The sequence below is a fragment of the Streptomyces sp. CA-288835 genome (assembly GCF_050936385.1).
In the GTDB taxonomy this organism is placed as follows: domain Bacteria; phylum Actinomycetota; class Actinomycetes; order Streptomycetales; family Streptomycetaceae; genus Streptomyces.
In genome coordinates this window covers 3243820-3264546 of record NZ_JBNJMW010000001.1, presented here as the reverse complement: position 1 = coordinate 3264546, position 20727 = coordinate 3243820, and the positions used below count along the sequence as shown (strand labels likewise).

Annotated in this window: 20 protein-coding genes; all 20 read left to right on the top strand. The window is 68.2% G+C overall.

Annotation, left to right across the window (positions count from 1 at the left end; all coding sequences use genetic code 11):
* Window positions 1–174: 174 nt before the first annotated feature.
* The 20 genes from thrB (at window position 175) to ACQEVY_RS14425 (ending at window position 20646) form a co-directional block, all read left to right on the top strand.
* A complete protein-coding gene (thrB, locus tag ACQEVY_RS14520; RefSeq protein ID WP_328768607.1) occupies window positions 175–1092 on the top strand; it encodes a homoserine kinase in 918 nt (305 codons plus the stop codon).
* A gap of 384 nt (window positions 1093–1476) precedes the next feature.
* The gene (gene rho, locus ACQEVY_RS14515; protein WP_432948461.1) at window positions 1477–3519 is read left to right on the top strand and encodes a transcription termination factor Rho; all 2043 of its coding nucleotides are present in this window, start codon (window positions 1477–1479) and stop codon (window positions 3517–3519) included.
* A gap of 382 nt (window positions 3520–3901) precedes the next feature.
* On the top strand, window positions 3902–5035 hold the full coding sequence (locus ACQEVY_RS14510; protein ID WP_432948459.1) for an LCP family protein: 1134 nt from the start codon (window positions 3902–3904) through the stop codon (window positions 5033–5035).
* Between the two features lie 268 nt (window positions 5036–5303).
* Window positions 5304–5525, top strand: coding sequence for a 50S ribosomal protein L31 (rpmE, locus tag ACQEVY_RS14505; protein ID WP_151478101.1), 222 nt, complete (start codon window positions 5304–5306; stop codon window positions 5523–5525).
* A 101-nt stretch (window positions 5526–5626) separates the two neighbouring features.
* Entirely contained in the window at window positions 5627–6703 is a 1077-nt protein-coding gene (prfA, locus tag ACQEVY_RS14500) for a peptide chain release factor 1 (RefSeq protein ID WP_432948457.1), read from the top strand.
* Between the two features lie 96 nt (window positions 6704–6799).
* Window positions 6800–7639: a peptide chain release factor N(5)-glutamine methyltransferase gene (prmC, locus tag ACQEVY_RS14495; protein ID WP_432948455.1), complete on the top strand. Its 840-nt coding sequence runs from the start codon at window positions 6800–6802 to the stop codon at window positions 7637–7639.
* 80 nt (window positions 7640–7719) lie between these two features.
* On the top strand, window positions 7720–8367 hold the full coding sequence (locus tag ACQEVY_RS14490) for an L-threonylcarbamoyladenylate synthase (RefSeq protein ID WP_165340667.1): 648 nt from the start codon (window positions 7720–7722) through the stop codon (window positions 8365–8367).
* Entirely contained in the window at window positions 8364–9035 is a 672-nt protein-coding gene (locus ACQEVY_RS14485) for a protein-tyrosine-phosphatase (RefSeq protein WP_432948452.1), read from the top strand. The genes ACQEVY_RS14490 and ACQEVY_RS14485 overlap by 4 nt, the downstream gene beginning before the upstream one ends.
* Window positions 9036–9159: 124 nt before the next feature.
* Window positions 9160–10410, top strand: coding sequence for a serine hydroxymethyltransferase (gene glyA / locus ACQEVY_RS14480; RefSeq protein ID WP_328768599.1), 1251 nt, complete (start codon window positions 9160–9162; stop codon window positions 10408–10410).
* Window positions 10411–10540: 130 nt separating this feature from the next.
* On the top strand, window positions 10541–11941 hold the full coding sequence (locus ACQEVY_RS14475) for an MraY family glycosyltransferase (protein WP_432948450.1): 1401 nt from the start codon (window positions 10541–10543) through the stop codon (window positions 11939–11941).
* Between the two features lie 259 nt (window positions 11942–12200).
* On the top strand, window positions 12201–12638 hold the full coding sequence (locus ACQEVY_RS14470) for a hypothetical protein (RefSeq protein WP_328768597.1): 438 nt from the start codon (window positions 12201–12203) through the stop codon (window positions 12636–12638).
* Between the two features lie 273 nt (window positions 12639–12911).
* Entirely contained in the window at window positions 12912–13682 is a 771-nt protein-coding gene (gene atpB / locus ACQEVY_RS14465) for a F0F1 ATP synthase subunit A (protein WP_432955214.1), read from the top strand.
* A gap of 79 nt (window positions 13683–13761) precedes the next feature.
* Window positions 13762–13995 (top strand): ATP synthase F0 subunit C, encoded by a 234-nt coding sequence (gene atpE / locus ACQEVY_RS14460; protein ID WP_037695385.1) that lies wholly within the window; start codon window positions 13762–13764, stop codon window positions 13993–13995.
* Between the two features lie 41 nt (window positions 13996–14036).
* The gene (locus ACQEVY_RS14455; RefSeq protein WP_432948447.1) at window positions 14037–14585 is read left to right on the top strand and encodes a F0F1 ATP synthase subunit B; all 549 of its coding nucleotides are present in this window, start codon (window positions 14037–14039) and stop codon (window positions 14583–14585) included.
* Window positions 14582–15403 carry a F0F1 ATP synthase subunit delta gene (locus ACQEVY_RS14450; protein WP_432948445.1) on the top strand — a complete coding sequence of 274 codons (822 nt, stop codon included), beginning with the start codon at window positions 14582–14584 and terminating at the stop codon, window positions 15401–15403. Before ACQEVY_RS14455 ends, ACQEVY_RS14450 begins: the two co-directional genes overlap by 4 nt.
* A 131-nt stretch (window positions 15404–15534) precedes the next feature.
* On the top strand, window positions 15535–17127 hold the full coding sequence (atpA, locus tag ACQEVY_RS14445; protein ID WP_432948443.1) for a F0F1 ATP synthase subunit alpha: 1593 nt from the start codon (window positions 15535–15537) through the stop codon (window positions 17125–17127).
* A gap of 20 nt (window positions 17128–17147) precedes the next feature.
* Window positions 17148–18065 (top strand): F0F1 ATP synthase subunit gamma, encoded by a 918-nt coding sequence (locus tag ACQEVY_RS14440; RefSeq protein ID WP_432948441.1) that lies wholly within the window; start codon window positions 17148–17150, stop codon window positions 18063–18065.
* A complete protein-coding gene (gene atpD, locus ACQEVY_RS14435) occupies window positions 18065–19501 on the top strand; it encodes a F0F1 ATP synthase subunit beta (RefSeq protein WP_432948439.1) in 1437 nt (478 codons plus the stop codon). Before ACQEVY_RS14440 ends, atpD begins: the two co-directional genes overlap by 1 nt.
* 194 nt (window positions 19502–19695) lie before the next feature.
* The gene (locus ACQEVY_RS14430; protein WP_328768591.1) at window positions 19696–20070 is read left to right on the top strand and encodes a F0F1 ATP synthase subunit epsilon; all 375 of its coding nucleotides are present in this window, start codon (window positions 19696–19698) and stop codon (window positions 20068–20070) included.
* Window positions 20071–20199: 129 nt separating this feature from the next.
* Window positions 20200–20646 (top strand): DUF2550 domain-containing protein, encoded by a 447-nt coding sequence (locus ACQEVY_RS14425; protein ID WP_328768590.1) that lies wholly within the window; start codon window positions 20200–20202, stop codon window positions 20644–20646.
* The last annotated feature ends 81 nt before the right edge of the window (window positions 20647–20727 follow it).

Sequence of the window (20727 nt, the reverse complement as noted above, 5' to 3'; positions counted from 1 at the left end):
ATGTCGCCACGGAACCTTCCTTCGATAGGCTGTACGTAACCCGCCCGCCGCATATGCCGCGGTGCCGCGCCGTCTCTGCGGCCGCCGGGTCTTCCGTGATCTTCCGTTCGTCTCGCAGGATTTCGACACATCTCGACAATCTCGCAGCTCAAGCTCAAGGAGAGTCATCGAGCGATGGCCGGTCCAGCGTTCCGCGCCGCCGCCGTCCGGGTGCGCGTCCCCGCCACCAGCGCCAACCTCGGCCCGGGCTTCGACGCCCTCGGCCTGTCGCTGGGGCTCTACGACGACGTGGTCGTCCGGGTGGCCGACTCCGGACTGCACATCGACATCGCAGGTGAGGGCAGCGAGACACTCCCGCGTGACGAGACTCACCTTCTCGTACGTTCCCTCCGTACCGCCTTCGATCTACTGGGCGGACAGCCGCGCGGACTCGAGATCGTCTGCGCGAACCGCATCCCGCACGGCCGTGGCCTCGGCTCCTCGTCCGCCGCGATCTGCGCGGGCATCGTCACCGCGCGAGCCGTGACCATAGGCGGCGACGCAAAGCTCGACGACGAGGCGCTTCTCGAACTCGCCACCGAGATCGAGGGCCACCCCGACAACGTCGCGGCCTGCCTGCTCGGCGGTTTCACGCTGTCCTGGATGGAGAGCGGTGCCGCGCGCGCCATCAGGATGGATCCCGCCGAATCCATCGTTCCGGTGGTTTTCGTACCCGGAAAGCCCGTCCTCACCGAGACCGCCCGCGGACTGCTGCCGCGCACCGTGCCGCACGTCGACGCCGCCGCCAACGCGGGCCGCGCCGCCCTGCTCGTAGAGGCCCTTACGAGGCGCCCCGAGCTGCTGCTGCCCGCCACCGAGGACCGACTGCACCAGGAGTACCGGGCCCCGGCCATGCCGGAGAGCGCCGCCCTGGTGGAGCGGCTGCGGGCCGACGGAATCCCCGCCGTGATCTCCGGTGCGGGCCCCACCGTGCTCGCACTGGCCGACGAAGCCACCGCCGACAAGGTCTCCCGCCTGGCCGGCGAGGGCTGGGCGGCCAACCGGCTGAGCCTCGATGCCCAGGGAGCGAGCGTGCTGCCGCTTGCCACCTGACACGGTTGCCGGATTTGGAGAGGGGGAATGTTTGTTGGATCCGGTAGTGTTAATCTCAAGTCTGCACCCGACCCCACCATGGCGAGGTGCTTCGTGTCCCCGTCCGGGACAGACCTCTTTCCGGGAGCCTCCCAAACTGCTTTGTGCCACGCATTGGACGCTATGCGCTGAGCAGTCCTGAGCACGCTCCGGAACCGGCGTGACCGAGCCGGCCGACACCGCACCTCAGTGTCACGGCACCCGGAAACGCCATCACCAGATATGCCCTCCGCCTTTTTGGCGGACCACCGCCCCGGCACGGTCCACATCACAGGACCGAAGCCGGACAGCACAACCGGTCGCCGAGCCAGACAGGCCGACGTCCGCTCCAGGGAAGGACCCTTCGTGAGCGACACCACCGATCTGATGGGCGCACGTGTCGAGGAGACCGCTGCCGCGCCCGCCACGGACGCCTCCGCCGCGCCTGCCACCGGTGCTTCAGGCTCCCGTCGGCGCCGCGGCAGCGGCCTTGAGGGCATGGTGCTGGCCGAGCTGCAGCAGGTCGCATCCGGCCTCGGCATCAGGGGCACCGCGCGCATGCGCAAGAGCCAGCTGATCGAGGTCATCAAAGAGGCGCAGGCAGGAGGGGGCGCCCCGGCGAAGACCGCCGAGGCAGCCACCGAGACCAAGCCGAAGCGCCGGACCACCTCGAAGGCTCGTACGGGGGACGACTCCGCAGCGCCCGCCGAGAAGAGCGAGAAGAAGGCCGACAGCGCGGGCAAGGCAGACAAGGCCGAGAAGGCTGAAAAGGCCGTGGCCCAGCAGCAGATCGAGATTCCCGGGCAGCCGGCCAGTGATGATGCTCCGGCCGAGCGTCGCCGTCGTCGGGCCACCGCCGATGCGGGCAGCCCCGAGACGGTCACCGCCGAGGCGAAGAGCGAGCCGAAGACCGAGGCTCCCGCTCAGGCCCAGCCCCAGGGCGAGGCCAGGACCGACTCCGGTGACCAGGGTGGCGAGGGCCGCCAGGGCCGCCAGGGCCGCGACCGGGGCAACCGTGACCGCGACCGGGGCGACCGAGGCGGTCGGGACCGGGACCGCGGCCGCGGCAAGGGCGACGACCAGCAGGGCGGCGGCAACCAGCAGCGCGGCCAGCAGCAGGGCGGCGGCCGTCAGGACCGCCAGGACCGTCAGCAGCAGGACGATGACGACTTCGAGGGCGGCCGTCGCGGCCGTCGCGGTCGCTACCGGGACCGCCGTGGCCGCCGTGGCCGCGACGAGATCGCCGAGCCGCAGGTCGCCGAGGACGATGTCCTGATCCCCGTCGCGGGCATCCTGGACATCCTCGACAACTACGCGTTCATCCGTACGTCCGGCTACCTGCCCGGTCCGAACGACGTGTACGTCTCCCTCGCCCAGGTCCGCAAGAACGGTCTGCGCAAGGGCGACCACGTCACGGGCGCGGTCCGGCAGCCGAAGGAGGGTGAGCGCCGCGAGAAGTTCAACGCGCTCGTCCGGCTCGACTCCGTCAACGGCATGGCGCCCGAACTCGGCCGTGGCCGCCCGGAGTTCAACAAGCTGACGCCGCTGTACCCGCAGGACCGGATCCGTCTCGAGACCGACCCGGCGGTGCTGACGACGCGGATCATCGACCTGGTCGCGCCGATCGGCAAGGGACAGCGTGGCCTGATCGTGGCCCCGCCGAAGACCGGCAAGACCATGATCCTGCAGGCGATCGCCAACGCGATCACCGTCAACAGCCCCGAGTGCCACCTGATGGTCGTCCTCGTCGACGAGCGTCCGGAAGAGGTCACCGACATGCAGCGGTCGGTGAAGGGCGAGGTCATCTCCTCGACCTTCGACCGTCCGGCCGAGGACCACACCACGGTCGCGGAGCTGGCCATCGAGCGCGCCAAGCGCCTGGTGGAACTGGGGCACGACGTGGTCGTACTGCTCGACTCGATCACGCGTCTGGGCCGTGCGTACAACCTCGCCGCCCCCGCCTCCGGCCGCATCCTGTCCGGTGGTGTCGACTCGACCGCGCTGTACCCGCCGAAGCGCTTCTTCGGTGCCGCGCGCAACATCGAGGACGGCGGATCTCTTACGATCCTGGCCACCGCGCTTGTCGAGACCGGCTCGCGGATGGACGAGGTGATCTTCGAGGAGTTCAAGGGCACCGGCAACATGGAGCTCAAGCTCGACCGGAAGCTCTCCGACAAGCGCATCTTCCCGGCGGTGGACGTGGACGCGTCCAGCACCCGTAAGGAAGAAATCCTGCTCGGCAACGACGAGTTGGGCGTCGTCTGGAAGCTGCGCCGGGTGCTGCACGCGCTCGACCAGCAGCAGGCGATCGAGCTGCTCCTGGACAAGATGAAGCAGACGAAGTCGAACGGCGAGTTCCTGCTGCAGATCCAGAAGACGACGCCGATGCCGGGCAACGGCAACGACTGACGTCAGCGTTTTCTGATCGCAAAAGGGGCTGCCCCCGTCACGTCCGTGACGGGGGCAGCCCCTTTTCGTAAGCCGTTTCGGCAGGGCGTTTGTACGTTCCTGAAGGCCCCCGGCGCGAGACCTTCGCCACACCTGTGAAGATCGCCACCCACCGTGAACAGGACGCAGACTTGGCCTGAAATCGCAGGTGAGCGGGCGGACTTCGTCCTCGTAGGTCACTGGTTGCTCACATTCGCCCACAGAGTGGTCACAGTGCGTTGTGCAACCCTTTTTTCGGTTTCAACGTCTGACGTGACGGGTCCTGACATACCAGTCATGACTGACGTGCCATGCCTGACCCTGCACACAGGGGGTAACCGACCGGACGAGGACTGAGGAGCACATGTCTGCCGAGAGCACGCCTGATTCCGGCAACGCGGAAGCCTCCGGCCCCGGCGGCCCGCGCCGCCGCGCCAAGGGCCGCCGCCGCAAGCCGCGCAGCACACGCGGCAAGGCCCTCTTCGTCACGGCCTGGGTCGCGGCGGGCGTCGTGGTCCTCGGCGGTACCGGACTCGGCTACATGTACTTCAGGCTCAACAACAACCTCGACAGCGTCGACATCAACCAGGCCCTCGGCACCGACCGGCCCCTGGACGTCGACAATGGCTCGCAGGACATCCTCGTACTCGGCTCCGACACCCGCTCCGGCAGCAACAAGAAGCTGGGCGGCGGTGTCGACGACGGTTCTGCCCGTGCGGACACGGCGATGATCGTGCACGTCTACAAGGGTCACAAGAAGGCCAGCGTGGTCTCCATACCCCGGGACACCCTCATAGAGCGGCCCGAGTGCACTGACACCGAGGGCAAGACCCATGAGGGCTCGTCGAGCGCGATGTTCAACTCCGCGTACTCCACCGGCGGCGCCGCCTGCGCGGTGAAGACCGTCGAGTCGGTGACCGGGATCCGTATGGACCACTACATGGAGGTCGACTTCAGCGGCTTCCAGAAGCTCATCGACGAGCTCGGTGGCGTCAAGGTCACCACGAAGAAGGACATCTCGGACCCGGACAGCCACCTGGATCTCAAGGCCGGCACCCATCAGCTCACCGGTGAGCAGGCCCTCGGTCTGGTCCGTACCCGGCACGGTGTCGGTGACGGCTCCGACCTCGGCCGCATCCAGCTCCAGCAGGCGTTCATCAAGGCACTGGTCGAGCAGGTCAAGGACATTGGCGTACTGACCAGCCCGAAGAAGCTGTGGGATCTCGCCGACACCGCGACGAACACGGTCACCACCGACTCGGACCTGGAGTCGGTCCAGGACCTGGCCTCGTTCGCCAACGGGCTCAAGGGCATCAGCTCCTCGAACATGACCATGGTGACGATGCCGGTCCAGTACGACCCGGCCGACGGCAACCGGGTCCTCATGCTGAAGTCGAAGGCCGACATGGTCTGGAAGGCCTTGAAGAACGACCGCCCGATTCCGAAGGCGGCCACGGAGGACACGGCCACGGGCAACGCGAAGGGCGTCGTCGGCTAAGGCTGACTTTCCCCCACCCCGCCCCTTCCCGTAACCAGGGGCTCCGCCCCTGCACCCCGCTGGGGGCTGCGCCCCCAGACCCCCATCGGCCTGAACGGCCTCGTCCTCAAATGCCGGACGGGCTGCTGGATGCCAGCCTGGAATAGAAGCGCCCCGCCCCCTGTTTTGGGGGATGACGCCAGTCAATGGCAGACTGGTACGTCGGCCCCGGTTCACGCTCCGCACCCCGCGGCAGCGACCCGGTGCCCTCCCGAAACTAGGAGACACCTTGAAGCGCGACATCCACCCCGAGTACGTCGAGACGCAGGTCAGCTGTACCTGCGGCGCGTCGTTCACCACCCGCAGCACGATCCAGAGCGGTTCCATCCGCGCTGAGGTCTGCTCCGAGTGCCACCCCTTCTACACGGGCAAGCAGAAGATCCTCGACACCGGTGGCCGTGTGGCCCGCTTCGAGGCCCGCTTCGGCAAGGCTGCCGCTGCCAAGAAGTAGCGACCTCACAGCGCCGGTCCTCGTTGTCCCCGCAAGGGGGCTTCGGGACCGGCGCTTTGCATGGTGCAGCCCCTTAAATTCGTACGTCATTGGAGCGGGAGATGTTCGAGGCGGTCGAGGAACTGATCGGCGAGCATGCCGATCTTGAGAAAAAGCTTTCCGACCCGTCGGTGCACGCGGATCAGGCGAACGCGCGCAGGCTCAACAAGCGCTACCACGAGCTGACCCCGATCATCGCGACGTACCGCTCCTGGAAGCAGACCGGCGACGACATCGAGACGGCCCGCGAACTGGGCGCCGACGACCCGGAGTTCGCGGCCGAGGTCAAGGAGCTGGAGAAGCATCGCGAGGAGCTCACCGAGAAGCTGCGGCTGCTGCTCGTCCCGCGCGACCCCAACGACGACAAGGACGTCATCCTCGAGATCAAGGCCGGCGCCGGAGGCGACGAGTCCGCGCTGTTCGCGGGCGACCTGCTGCGCATGTATCTGCGGTACGCGGAGCGCGTCGGCTGGAAGACCGAGATCATCGACGCCACCGAGTCCGAGCTCGGCGGCTACAAGGACGTCCAGGTCGCCGTGAAGACCAAGGGCGGCCAGGGCGCCACCGAGCCCGGCCAGGGTGTCTGGGCCCGCATGAAGTACGAGGGTGGCGTGCACCGCGTGCAGCGTGTGCCCTCGACCGAGTCCCAGGGCCGGATCCACACCTCCGCGGCCGGTGTCCTCGTGACCCCCGAAGCCGAGGACATCGACGTCGAGATCAACCCCAACGACCTGCGGATCGACGTCTACCGCTCCTCCGGCCCCGGCGGCCAGTCCGTCAACACCACCGACTCCGCGGTGCGCATCACGCACATTCCCACCGGAGTCGTCGCCTCCTGCCAGAACGAGAAGAGCCAGTTGCAGAACAAGGAGCAGGCGATGCGTATCCTGCGCTCCAGGCTTCTCGCGGCGGCCCAGGAGGAAGCGGAGAAGGAGGCGGCCGACGCCCGGCGCAGCCAGGTCCGTACCGTCGACCGCTCCGAGAAGATCCGAACGTACAACTATCCGGAGAACCGCATCTCGGACCACCGCGTCGGCTTCAAGGCGTACAACTTGGACCAGGTGCTCGACGGCGACCTCGACGCGGTGATCCAGGCCTGCGTGGACGCGGACTCGGCCGCGAAGCTCGCCGCCGCGTAACGGCCGCCCAGAGCCTCGTAGCGACAGAACAACAGCTCAGCCCGGAGGACCAGCGTGCAGCAACATTTTGGGGGGCGACCCCCGAACCCCCGCAGCGTGCTGCTCGCGGAAGTGGCCCAGGCCACCCAGCGACTCGCCGATGCCGGCGTGCCCTCGCCGCGCAATGACGCGGAGGAGCTCGCCGCCTTCGTGCACGGCGTGAAGCGGGGCCAACTGCACTCGGTCAAGGACGCCGACTTCGACGCCCGCTACTGGGAGGTCATCGCCCGCCGCGAGGCCCGCGAGCCGCTCCAGCACATCACCGGGCGGGCCTTCTTCAGGTACACCGAACTCCAGGTGGGGCCAGGGGTGTTCGTGCCCCGCCCGGAGACCGAGTCCGTCGTCGGCTGGGCCATAGACGCCGTACGCGCGATGGACGTCGTCGAACCGCTCATCGTCGACCTGTGTACGGGTTCCGGGGCGATCGCGCTCGCCCTGGCGCAGGAGGTGCCGCGCTCCCGCGTGCACGCCGTGGAGCTGTCCGAGGACGCGCTCCAGTGGGCCCGTAAGAACGTCGAGGGATCCAGGGTCGAGCTGCGCCAGGGCGACGCCCTGTACGCCTTCCCCGACCTCAACGGGCAGGTGGACCTCGTCATCTCCAACCCGCCGTACATCCCGCTGACGGAATGGGAGTACGTACAGCCCGAGGCACGGGACTACGATCCTCAACTCGCCCTGTTCTCGGGCGAGGACGGACTCGACCTCATCCGCGGCCTGGAACGCACCGCCCACCGGCTGCTGCGGCCCGGCGGCATCGTCGTCATCGAGCACGCCGACACCCAGGGCGGGCAGGTGCCGTGGATCTTCACCGAGGAGCGGGGCTGGGCCGACGCTGCCGACCACCCCGACCTCAACAACCGGCCGCGGTTCGCCACGGCCCGCAGGGCGATGCCGTGAACTCGGCGCGCGGCATTGCGTTCGGCACGCCTTGTTCGAAGACTTCAAGCCAGCAGTACGTGTACGAGGAGGCTCCCTAAATGGCACGGCGATACGACACCAACGACGCGACCGACCGCTCTACGGGGCTGCGCGAGGCCGCGTCCGCCGTACGCCGGGGCGAACTCGTGGTGCTGCCCACGGACACCGTGTACGGCATCGGCGCCGACGCGTTCAGCTCGGAGGCCGTGTCCGATCTGCTGCAGGCCAAGGGCCGTGGCCGCAATATGCCCACGCCCGTCCTCATCGGCTCCCCGAACACGCTGCACGGCCTGGTCACCGACTTCTCCGAGATGGCGTGGGAGCTCGTCGACGCGTTCTGGCCGGGTGCGCTGACCCTGGTCGCCAAGCACCAGCCGTCCCTCCAGTGGGACTTGGGGGACACCCGTGGCACCGTCGCCGTGCGCATGCCGCTGCACCCGGTGGCGATCGAGCTGCTGACGGAGGTCGGTCCGATGGCCGTGTCCTCGGCGAACCTGACCGGGCATCCGGCGCCGGAGGACTGTGACGCCGCCCAGGAGATGCTCGGCGACTCCGTCTCGGTGTACCTGGACGGCGGGCCCACGCCCGGCAACGTCCCCTCCTCGATCGTCGACGTCACGGGCAAGGTGCCGGTTCTGCTGCGTGCGGGCGCGCTGTCCGCCGAGGAGCTGCGCAAGGTGGTACCCGACCTCGAGGTGGCGAATTGACGGCCCCTGACGCGGGGCGTGGCATAGGCAACGGGGACGATACGGGGACCTTCACAGGGCTACCCCGGGACACCTTCCGCATCCTCCACGTCAGCACCGGCAACGTATGCCGCTCGCCGATCACCGAGCGGCTGACCCGCCATGCCCTGGCGGACCGCCTCGGCGACCCGCTGTCGGGCGGTCTGATCGTGGAGAGCGCCGGCACCTGGGGCCATGAGGGCGCCCCCATGGAGGCCAACGCGGAAGCGGTCCTCGCCGACTTCGGCGCGGACGCCTCCGGCTTCGTGGGCCGGGAACTCCTGGACGAACACGTCATCCGAGCGGACCTGGTCCTGACGGCCACCCGCGACCACCGGGCCCAGGTCATCTCCATGGGCCACTCGGCGGGCCTGCGCACCTTCACCCTCAAGGAGTTCACCCGCCTGGTGAAGGCCATAGACCCGGCGACCCTGCCTCCCCTGGAGGACGGAGTGGTCGCGCGCGCACGGGCCCTGGTCCGCGCTGCGGCGGCTCTACGCGGGTGGCTGCTGGCGCCGACGGTGGAGGCGGACGAGGTGTACGACCCGTACGGGGCGCCGTTGCCGTTTTTCCGCTCGGTGGGGGACGAGATTCAGCAGGCGATCGATCCCGTGGTGACGGCGCTGACGGGAGTGCCGGCCCGCACCTGAGCGCTCCCGGGGGTCCCCGGGTCGGGCGTAACAACGGGCGCAGCAGGGGACGCGGTTCTACATTGGACTTACTTCCCGCCGATATCAGGCTGCCCTGTAGGGGGTTGCCGGTCCGGAGTCCACCATGGTGGTCGCACACACGCTTGACGGCCTGCTGCCTGCCGATGTGCTCGCTCGGCAGGATCCCGAGCTGGCCGAGCTCCTCATCGGGGAACTGGACCGGCAGTCGACGACGCTTCAGCTGATCGCCGCCGAGAACTTCACCTCGCCCGCCGTGCTGGCCGCCCTCGGCTCACCGCTCGCGAACAAGTACGCCGAGGGCTACCCCGGCGCCCGCCACCACGGCGGCTGCGAACTCGTCGACGTCGCGGAACGCCTCGCCGTCGAGCGCGCCAAGACCCTCTTCGGCGCCGAACACGCCAACGTGCAGTCCCACTCCGGGAGTTCGGCCGTACTCGCCGCTTACGCCGCCCTGCTCAGGCCCGGAGATACGGTCCTCGCCCTCGGCCTCCCGCACGGCGGCCACCTCACCCACGGCTCGCCGGCCAACTTCTCCGGCCGCTGGTTCGACTTCGTCGGCTACGGAGTCGACCCGGAGAGCGGGCTCATCGACTACGAGCAGGTGCACGCGCTCGCCCGTACCCACCGCCCGAAAGCCATCGTGTGCGGCTCCATCTCCTACCCGCGGCACATCGACTACGCCGCCTTCAGAGCCGTAGCCGACGAGGTGGGCGCTTATCTCATCGCCGACGCCGCCCACCCCATCGGCCTCGTCGCCGGGGGAGCGGCGCCCAGCCCAGTGCCGTACGCCGATGTCGTCTGCGCCACCACGCACAAGGTGCTGCGCGGCCCGCGCGGCGGAATGCTGCTGTGCGGCGCGGAGTTGGCCGAGCGGGTGGACCGGGCGGTGTTCCCGTTCACCCAGGGCGGCGCGCAGATGCACACCATCGCCGCCAAGGCCGTCGCGTTCGGCGAGGCGGCGACGCCGGCCTTCACGGCGTACGCGCATCAAGTCGTCGCCAACGCCCGGGCGCTCGCGGCGGGACTGACCGCCGAGGGCCTCGCCGTCACCACGGGCGGCACCGACACCCACCTGCTGACCCTCGACCCCGCCCCGCTCGGCGTGGACGGCCGCACCGCCCGCGGCCGGCTGGCCGCCGCCGGTCTGGTCCTCGACACCTGTGCGCTGCCCCACCCGGACGTGCGCGGACTGCGTCTGGGGACGGCCGCCGTCACCACGCAGGGCATGGGCGAAGCGGAGATGGCCCGGATCGCCGTACTGCTCGGCAGGGCGCTGCGCGAGGAACCGGCCGGGCGCCTTGTGCGTGAAGAAGTGCGGGACCTGACCGGAAGATTTCCGCCGTATCCGGACTAGAGGTGGGTAGGCGCAAACCCGCACACAGCATCGCGTGCAACCATCTGCTCTACCCGGAAGCTCCCAACCGTATGCGCCGAAAGCTAGGGTGTGGGGCTGAGATGGCCAGCGAGACCTGTGGGGACTGCCTGTGCGTGAATACCTCCTGACGCTCCTCGTCACGGCCGCGGTGACGTACCTGCTGACCGGGCCGGTGCGGAAGTTCGCGATCGTGGCCGGAGCGATGCCGGAGATCCGGGCACGTGACGTGCACCGGGAACCCACGCCCCGGCTCGGCGGCATCGCGATGTTCTTCGGGCTGTGCGCGGGCCTGCTGGTCGCCGACCATCTGACGAACCTCAGCGAGGTCTACGAGAACTCGAACGAGCCGCGCGCCCTGCTCTCCGGGGCCGCGCTGATCTGGCTGATCGGCGTCCTGGACGACAAGTTCGAGATTGACGCCCTGATCAAGCTCGGCGGCCAGATGATCGCCGCCGGTGTCATGGTGATGCAGGGCCTGACCATCCTGTGGCTGCCGGTGCCGGGCGTCGGCTCGGTCTCGCTGACCCAGTGGCAGGGCACGCTGCTGACCGTCGCGCTCGTCGTCATCACCATCAACGCCGTGAACTTCGTCGACGGCCTCGACGGCCTCGCCGCGGGCATGGTGTGCATCGCCTCCGCGGCGTTCTTCATGTACGCCTACCGCATCTGGTACGGATACGGGCTCGAGTCCGCGGCCCCCGCGACCCTGTTCTCCGCGATCCTCATCGGCATGTGCATCGGCTTCCTGCCGCACAACATGCACCCGGCGCGCATCTTCATGGGCGACTCGGGCTCGATGCTCATCGGCCTGGTGCTCGCGGCCGGCGCCATCTCCATCACCGGGCAGGTCGACCCCGACGCGATGGCGCTGTTCGCCGGGTCCGAGAGGGAGGCCGTGCACCAGACGGTGCCGGTCTACATGCCTCTGCTGCTGCCGCTGACGATCATCGCCGTACCGGCCGCCGACCTGGTGCTCGCCATCGTGCGCCGCACCTGGCGCGGCCAGTCCCCGTTCGCCGCCGACCGCGGGCATCTGCACCACCGCCTGCTGGAGATCGGGCACTCGCACAGCAGGGCGGTGCTCATCATGTACTTCTGGTCGGCCCTGATCGCCTTCGGCGCCCTCGCGTACTCGGTGAACTCGGCGTCCATGTGGATCGTGCTCGGCGTCGTGTTCCTCAGCGCGATCGGCCTGGTGCTGCTTCTGCTGCCGCGCTTCACGCCGCGTACACCGGCCTGGGCTGAGCGCTTCGTGCCGCCGCGCTACCGCCGCCGTGGTCCGGTGGCCGAGGAGACGGTGGAGGGCGTGCAGGGGGCGCCTGCGGTCGCGTACGCGGGTGCCGCCGGCGCCTCGACCGGCAGCGCGCCCAGTGAGGCCGGGGAGCCCGCTGGGACTGGTGAGGAACGCCGCACACCGGTCACCGCGGGCGTCTCTGGGGTCAACGGGGCGACGGCTCTCGGCCATCGTCCGCATGCCCTTGACGGACGTAAGGCCGGATCGTCTCGCTGACGGTTTCGCAAACCGCTCCTATACCAGACAAACTCGGCGGCGTACGTGCACAGACGGGCGGGTTCACTCTCATGTGTGACGCCGAGCACACCAACCAGGTAAAGACCTCATCAAATAGTTTGTGATACGGTTCACGAGACTCGGGGATGAGCCGAAGGGCCGCAGTGCGACGGCCCATTGGCGTGAGGTTCCCTCCCCACCCGGGACTACGCTCGTCCATGACGACACCCTGCCCCCTTTAGTAAGCGGAGCTGCCGCCATGCCGTCCAATGACGCCCGGATTCTCCTTCAGGCCGCCGTGCCCACGGCTGGCGTTGGCGCTATTGCTGCCGTCGTCAGTGGTGTGGTCGTCGGGGGCAAGGGAGCGGTCGGGGCGGTCGTCGCGACGCTGGTCGTGATCCTCTTCATGGGGCTCGGGCTTTACGTTCTGCAGCGCACGGCCAAATCGCTTCCGCATCTTTTCCAGGCCATGGGTCTGATGCTCTACACGGCACAGATTTTGCTGCTGTTCATGTTCGTCGCCGCGTTCAAGGACACGACCCTGTTCCACCCCAAGGCCTTTGCGTTCACGCTGGTCGCCGGCACGCTCGCGTGGATCGGCGCCCAAGCCTGGGCCCAGATGAAGGCCAAGATCCTCTACGTCGAACCCGAGTCCTCGAAGGGCGACAAGCCCGAGAAGACAGGGCACTCGTCGTGAGAGGTAGGGCCGGGATAAGCGCACGTAAGACCTCCTGCTATCGTCCGGTGCCAACTGCGGCATCGCGGGCGCGGGCATCCGAGCTGACGCCTGCTCTAGCGCGAGGCTCAATGCCCCACAGCCGCCCCCACATCCGTAAGACCAGTCCAGTGCCGAACCGCGGCTGCGTGCCGCGCCGACACAACGAGGTTGCCGTACCTATGCGTCACGCCGAAGGAGCCCGTGGTGAGTGCTGAACAGACCCAGCTCGCCTTTGACTGGAGCTGTCGGATCATGTCCGACAACGGCTGCGGCTTCCCGGCTCCGGGCCTGCACTCGTTCCTCTTCAAGCCGATCGCCACGGTCGGGGGGTTCGAGTTCAACAAGGTGATGCTGCTCGCCCTCATCACCACGGGGCTCGTCATCAGTTTCTTCTACGCGGCCTTCGGTAAGGCCAAAGTGGTTCCGGGCAAGCTGCAGATGATCGGCGAAGCCGGGTACGACTTCGTGCGCCGCGGCATCGTGTACGAGACCCTCGGCAAAAAGGAGGGCGAGAAGTACGTCCCCTTGATGGTCTCGCTGTTCTTCTTCATCTGGATCATGAACATCTGGTCCGTGATCCCGCTGGCCCAGTTCCCGGTCTCGTCGATCATCTCGTTCCCGTTTGTGCTGGCCGGCATCGTCTGGATCCTCTGGGTCTCGCTGACCTTCAAGCGGCACGGCTTCGTCGGCTTCTTCAAGAACGTCACCGGTTACGACAAGTCGCTGGGCGCGGTGCTCCCGCTCGTGATGGTCATCGAGTTCGGCTCGAACCTGTTCGTCCGACCGTTCACGCACGCGGTCCGGCTCTTCGCCAACATGTTCGCCGGCCACCTGATGCTGGTCATGTTCACGGTCGCCTCTTGGTACCTGCTGAACAGCTGGATGATCCCGGCCGCCGGTGTCTCCTTCGTCATGACCATGGTCATGATCCTCTTCGAGCTCTTCGTGCAGGCCGTCCAGGCGTACGTCTTCGTGCTCCTCGCCTGCTCGTACATCCAGGGCGCTCTCGCCGAGCACCACTGAGCCCGCGCCACTCCGCAAGACCCCAAGAACGTCCGGTGGCCAACCCCCGCCGGTCCATGAAAGAGAAGGAAGAATCAGCATGGCTGCCATGGAGACCCTCGCCGCCCTCGAAGGCAACATCGGTGCTGTCGGTTATGGCCTCGCCGCCATCGGCCCTGGCGTCGGCGTCGGCATCATCTTCGGTAACGGCACCCAGGCCCTCGCCCGCCAGCCCGAGGCGGCCGGCCTGATCCGCGCCAACCAGATCCTCGGCTTCGCCTTCTGTGAGGCGCTCGCCCTCATCGGCATCGTCATGCCGTTCGTCTACGGATGATCGAACCCTGACGAGCCAACTTTTCAACGAAGGGCATTGATGTGATCGCCAACCTGGTACAGCTGGCGACCGAGAGTGAGCAGAACCCGCTCATTCCGCCCGGTCCCGAGCTGCTCGTCGGCACCATCGCCTTCGCCATCGTGTTCTTCTTCTTCTGGAAGAAGCTCCTCCCGAACATCAACAAGGTTCTGGAAGAGCGCCGCGCGGCGATCGAAGGCGGCATCGAAGAGGCCGACGCCATGAAGACCGAGGCCCAGAGCGTGCTGGAGCAGTACAAGGCCCAGCTCGCCGAGGCCCGGCACGAGGCCGCGCGGCTGCGCCAGGAGGCGCAGGAGCAGGGCGCCACGCTCATCGCCGAGATGCGCGCGGAAGGCCAGCGGCAGCGTGAGGAAATCATCGCCGCCGGTCACACCCAGATCGAGGCCGACCGCAAGGCCGCTGCCTCCGCGCTGCGTCAGGACGTGGGCAAGCTCGCCACCGACCTGGCCGGCAAGCTCGTGGGCGAGTCCCTCGAGGACCACGCCCGGCAGAGCCGCACCATCGACCGCTTCCTCGACGAGCTCGAGGAGAAGGCCGAGGCGGCTCGATGACAGCGCACGGAGCGAGCCGCGAGGCAACCGCTGCCGCACGTGAGCGTCTCGACGCGCTGACGGACAGCACGTCCGTGGACGCGCTCGCGCTCGCCGACGAGCTGGCCGCCGTCACCGCGCTGCTCGACCGCGAGATCAGCCTGCGTCGGGTCCTCACCGACCCGGCGCAGCCCGGCGAGGCCAAGGCCGAGCTGGCCGGCCGGCTGTTCGGCGGCCAGGTCGGCGAGGCCACCGTCGACCTGGTGTCCGGCATGGTGCGCTCCCGCTGGTCGCAGCCGCGCAACCTGGTGGACGCGATGGAGGAGCTGGCCAACACGGCCGACCTCACCGCGGCCCAGCAGGCGGGCACGCTCGACGAGGTGGAGGACGAGCTGTTCCGGTTCGGCCGGATCGTCTCCTCCAGCACCGAGCTGCGTGCCGCGCTGACGAACCGTGCCGCCGGCACCGCCGCCAAGACCGAGCTGCTGCGCAGTCTCCTCGGCGGCCGGGCCAAGACCGGAACCGAGCGGTTGGTCACGCGCCTTGTGACCGCGCCGCGGGGACGTAGCCTGGAGGCGGGACTCGAGTCCCTGTCCAAGCTCGCTGCCGAGCGCCGAGACCGCATGGTCGCCGTCGTCACCTCGGCGGTCCCGCTGAGTGACCCGCAGAAGCGGCGCCTGGGTGCCGCCCTCGCGAAGCTCTACGGGCGTCCGATGCACCTCAATCTCGATGTCGACCCCGAGGTCGTCGGAGGGATCCGGGTGCAGGTGGGCGACGAGGTCATCAACGGCTCCATCGCGGACCGGCTCGAGGACGCCAGTCGCCGTATGGCGGGCTGACAGCAACTCAATACACGTACGTAAACAGGCAGTACTACGGCCCTGGTTGGGCCGTGCAGAGGATTCCTGGGGGTCGCCCCCAGACCCCCAAGTTGAAACTTCGGGCCCAACAAGGAGAGCAGGGAACCCAGATGGCGGAGCTCACGATCCGGCCGGAGGAGATCCGGGACGCGCTGGAGAACTTTGTCCAGGCGTACAAGCCGGACGCGGCCTCGCGCGAGGAGGTCGGTACGGTCACCCTTGCCGGCGACGGCATCGCGAAGGTCGAGGGCCTCCCCTCGGCCATGGCCAACGAACTGCTGAAGTTCGAGGACGGCACCCTCGGCCTCGCGCTCAACCTGGAAGAGCGCGAGATCGGCGCCATCGTCCTCGGCGAGTTCAACGGCATCGAGGAAGGCCAGCCGGTCAGCCGTACCGGCGAGGTCCTGTCGGTCGCCGTGGGCGAGGGCTACCTCGGCCGCGTCGTCGACCCGCTCGGCGCCCCGATCGACGGCCTCGGCGAGATCGAGACGTCCGGACGCCGCGCCCTCGAGCTGCAGGCCCCGGGCGTCATGGTCCGTAAGTCGGTGCACGAGCCGATGGAGACCGGCTACAAGGCCGTCGACACGATGACCCCGATCGGCCGTGGCCAGCGTCAGCTGATCATCGGCGACCGGCAGACCGGCAAGACCGCCCTCGCCGTCGACACGATCATCAACCAGCGGGACAACTGGCGCACGGGCGACCCGAACAAGCAGGTCCGCTGCATCTACGTCGCCATCGGTCAGAAGGGCTCGACCATCGCCTCCGTGCGTGGTGCCCTCGAAGAGGCCGGCGCCCTGGAGTACACGACCATCGTCGCCGCCCCGGCGTCCGACCCGGCCGGCTTCAAGTACCTTGCGCCGTACACCGGTTCGGCCATCGGTCAGCACTGGATGTACGAGGGCAAGCACGTCCTCATCGTCTTCGACGACCTCTCGAAGCAGGCCGACGCCTACCGCGCCGTGTCCCTGCTGCTCCGTCGTCCGCCGGGGCGCGAGGCCTACCCCGGTGACGTCTTCTACCTGCACTCCCGTCTGCTGGAGCGCTGCGCGAAGCTCTCCGACGACATGGGCAAGGGCTCGATGACCGGTCTGCCGATCGTCGAGACGAAGGCCAACGACGTCTCGGCGTTCATCCCGACCAACGTCATCTCCATCACCGACGGCCAGTGCTTCCTGGAGTCGGACCTGTTCAACGCCGGTCAGCGCCCCGCGCTGAACGTCGGTATCTCCGTCTCCCGAGTCGGTGGTTCCGCGCAGCACAGGGCGATCCGCCAGGTCTCCGGCCGGCTTCGCGTCGACCTCGCCCAGTACCGCGAGCTGGAGGCGTTCGCCGCCTTCGGTTCCGACCTGGACGCCGCGTCGAAGGCGCAGCTGGAGCGCGGTCAGCGCATGGTCGAGCTGCTGAAGCAGCCGCAGTACCAGCCGATGGCCACCGAGGACCAGGTCGTCTCCATCTGGGCCGGCACCACGGGCCGGATGGACGACGTGCCGGTCAACGACATCCGCCGCTTCGAGAAGGAGCTGCTGGAGTACCTGCACCGCAAGGAGCAGGGCCTGCTCACCTCCATCAAGGAGGGCGGCAAGATGTCGGACGACACGATCACGGCCATGAGTGACGCCGTCGCGGAGTTCAAGAAGCAGTTCGAGACCGCGGACGGCAAGCTGCTCGGCGAGGACACCCCTGCCGCTACGGGCAAGTGACGACGGAAGGGACCTGACTCATGGGAGCCCAGCTCCGGGTCTACAAGCGTCGCATCAAATCCGTCACCGCGACCAAGAAGATCACCAAGGCGATGGAGATGATCGCCGCCTCGCGCGTCGTCAAGGCGCAGCGCAAGGTGGCGGCCTCCACGCCGTACGCGACCGAGCTCACGCGCGCGGTCACGGCGGTCGGCACCGGCTCGAACACCAAGCACCCGCTGACCACGGAGGCGGAGAACCCGACCCGCGCCGCGGTACTGCTCCTCACGAGCGACCGCGGCCTGGCCGGCGCCTTCAACTCCAACGCCATCAAGGCGGCGGAGCAGCTGACCGCCCGTCTCGAGCGCGAGGGCAAGGAGGTCGACGTGTACATCGTCGGCCGCCGCGGTGTCGCCCACTACAACTTCCGTGAGCGCAAGATCTCGGAGCAGTGGACCGGCTTCACCGACGCGCCCTCGTACGGGGACGCCAAGAAGGTCGCGGCCCCGCTGATCGAGGCCATCGAGACGGAGACGGCGGACGGCGGCGTGGACGAACTCCACATCGTCTACACCGAGTTCGTCTCGATGATGACGCAGACGGCGGTCGACAGCCGCCTGCTGCCGCTCAGCCTCAAGGAAGTGGCGGAGGAGTCGCACCCCAAGGGCGAGATCCTTCCGCTGTACGACTTCGAGCCGTCGGCGGAGGACGTCCTCGACGCCCTGCTGCCGCGCTACGTCGAGAGCCGTATCTACAACGCGCTGCTCCAGTCGGCTGCCTCCAAGCACGCCGCCACGCGCCGCGCGATGAAGTCGGCGACCGACAACGCCGGGGATCTCATCGAGAACCTCACCCGGCTTGCCAACGCGGCCCGCCAGGCCGACATCACCCAGGAAATCAGCGAGATCGTCGGTGGCGCCAGCGCCCTGGCCGACGCGACCGCGGGGAGTGACAAGTAATGACGACGACAGTTGAGACGGCCGTTGCCACGGGCCGCGTCGCCCGGGTGATCGGCCCGGTCGTCGACGTGGAGTTCCCCGTCGACGCGATGCCGGAGATCTACAACGCCCTTCACGTCGAGGTGGCCGACCCGGCCAAGGCCGGCGAGAAGAAGATCCTGACCCTTGAGGTCGCCCAGCACCTGGGTGACGGACTGGTCCGTACGATCTCGATGCAGCCCACCGACGGTCTGGTCCGCCAGGCCCCGGTGACCAACACCGGCACGGGTATCACCGTCCCGGTCGGCGACTTCACCAAGGGCAAGGTGTTCAACACCCTCGGCGAGGTCCTGAACGTCGACGAGCAGTTCGAGGGCGAGCGCTGGCCGATCCACCGCAAGGCCCCCAAGTTCGACCAGCTCGAGTCGAAGACCGAGATGTTCGAGACGGGCCTGAAGGTCGTCGACCTTCTCACCCCGTACGTACGAGGCGGCAAGATCGGTCTGTTCGGTGGTGCCGGTGTCGGCAAGACCGTGCTGATCCAGGAAATGATCATGCGTGTGGCCAAGCTGCACGAGGGCGTTTCCGTGTTCGCCGGCGTCGGTGAGCGCACCCGTGAGGGCAACGACCTCATCGACGAGATGACCGAGTCCGGCGTACTGGACAAGACCGCGCTGGTCTTCGGTCAGATGGACGAGCCCCCGGGCACCCGTCTGCGTGTGGCCCTGGCCGGTCTGACCATGGCGGAGTACTTCCGCGATGTGCAGAAGCAGGACGTGCTGTTCTTCATCGACAACATCTTCCGCTTCACCCAGGCCGGTTCCGAGGTGTCGACCCTGCTCGGCCGTATGCCGTCCGCGGTGGGCTACCAGCCCAACCTCGCGGACGAGATGGGCCAGCTCCAGGAGCGCATCACCTCGACCCGTGGTCACTCGATCACCTCGATGCAGGCGATCTACGTCCCCGCGGACGACCTGACCGACCCGGCCCCGGCCACCACCTTCGCCCACCTCGACGCGACGACGGTGCTCTCCCGTCCGATCTCCGAGAAGGGCATCTACCCGGCCGTGGACCCGCTGGACTCCACGTCCCGCATCCTGGACCCGCGTTACATCTCGCAGGAGCACTACGACTGCGCCATGCGCGTCAAGACGATCCTGCAGAAGAACAAGGACCTCCAGGACATCATCGCGATCCTCGGTATCGACGAGCTCGGCGAGGAGGACAAGCTCGTCGTCCACCGTGCCCGTCGTGTCGAGCGCTTCCTGTCGCAGAACACCCACGCCGCCAAGCAGTTCACCGGCCTGGACGGTTCGGACGTGCCGCTGGACGAGTCGATCACCGCGTTCAACGCGATCTGCGACGGCGACTACGACCACTTCCCGGAGCAGGCGTTCTTCATGTGCGGTGGCCTGGAGGACCTCAAGGCGAAGGCCAAGGAGCTCGGCGTCTCCTGAACCTCTGGTTCTCGGTGAGGGGGCGGGCGCGTCCCGCCCCCTCACTCACGCCTAGGCAGCATCTCCCGGGGGCGACCCCCGGACCCCCGGCCGAGAGGCGGGGCGGGGCCCGGCACTTGTGACAAGCGGACCCCTACTAGACTTACTTCCAACACCCGGCAGCAACCGCCGGGTGGTGACCCGAGGAGCCCACCTTGGCTGCTGAGCTGCATGTCGAGCTCGTCGCCGCGGACCGCAGTGTCTGGTCCGGCGAGGCCACCCTGGTCGTCGCGCGCACCACGTCCGGCGACATCGGCGTCATGCCCGGTCACCAGCCGCTGCTCGGTGTGCTGGAGTCGGGCCCGGTGACCATCCGTACGAGTGAAGGTGGAACGGTCGTCGCTGCGGTGCACGGCGGTTTCATCTCATACGCGGACAACAAGCTGTCGCTGCTGGCCGAGATCGCCGAGTTGTCGGACGAGATCGATGTCCAGCGTGCGGAGCGGGCGCTCGAGCGCGCGAAGTCGGACGCGGACGCGTCCGCCGAGCGTCGCGCGGACGTCCGACTGCGAGCGGTGGCGGCACGCTGAAACCAGCGCGCCACAGGACTTGACTCAGCCGCGGCCAGGACCGGAGCCTTCTCCGGACCGGGCCGCGGCTGCGGCAATGCGGGTGCTTTTTCCCTTTCCGTTACCTAGGAGACGAGGAGGTCGGTGTCGATGGTCCTCGCTCTGACTGTGTGCGGTTTGGTGGTCCTGCTGGCGGCGGCCGGACTCTTCGTCTTCGGTGTGCGCCGCAGACTGATCCAGCGCTCCGGCGGAACCTTCGACTGCAGCCTCCGCTGGAACACCCCCGAGAAGAGCGACACCAGCGGCAAAGGCTGGGGCTACGGAATCGCCCGCTACAACGGCGACCGCATCGAATGGTTCCGCGTCTTCTCGTACGCCCCTCGCCCGCGCCGCATTCTGGAACGTTCGGCCATCGAGGTGGCCGGCCGTCGCGCCCCCGAGGGCGAGGAGGAGCTGGCGCTGCTCTCCGACGCGATCGTGCTCGCCTGTCTCCACCGGGGCACGCGCCTCGAACTGGCGATGAGCGAGGACGCGCTGACCGGCTTTCTCGCGTGGCTGGAGGCAGCGCCGCCCGGGCAACGAGTCAATGTGGCTTAAATTGCTGTCTCGTTGAATGGGGGTCCCCCCGGACGGAGTCTGGGGGAGAGTCAATGTGGCCTAGGAGTTGCTAGTCGTTAC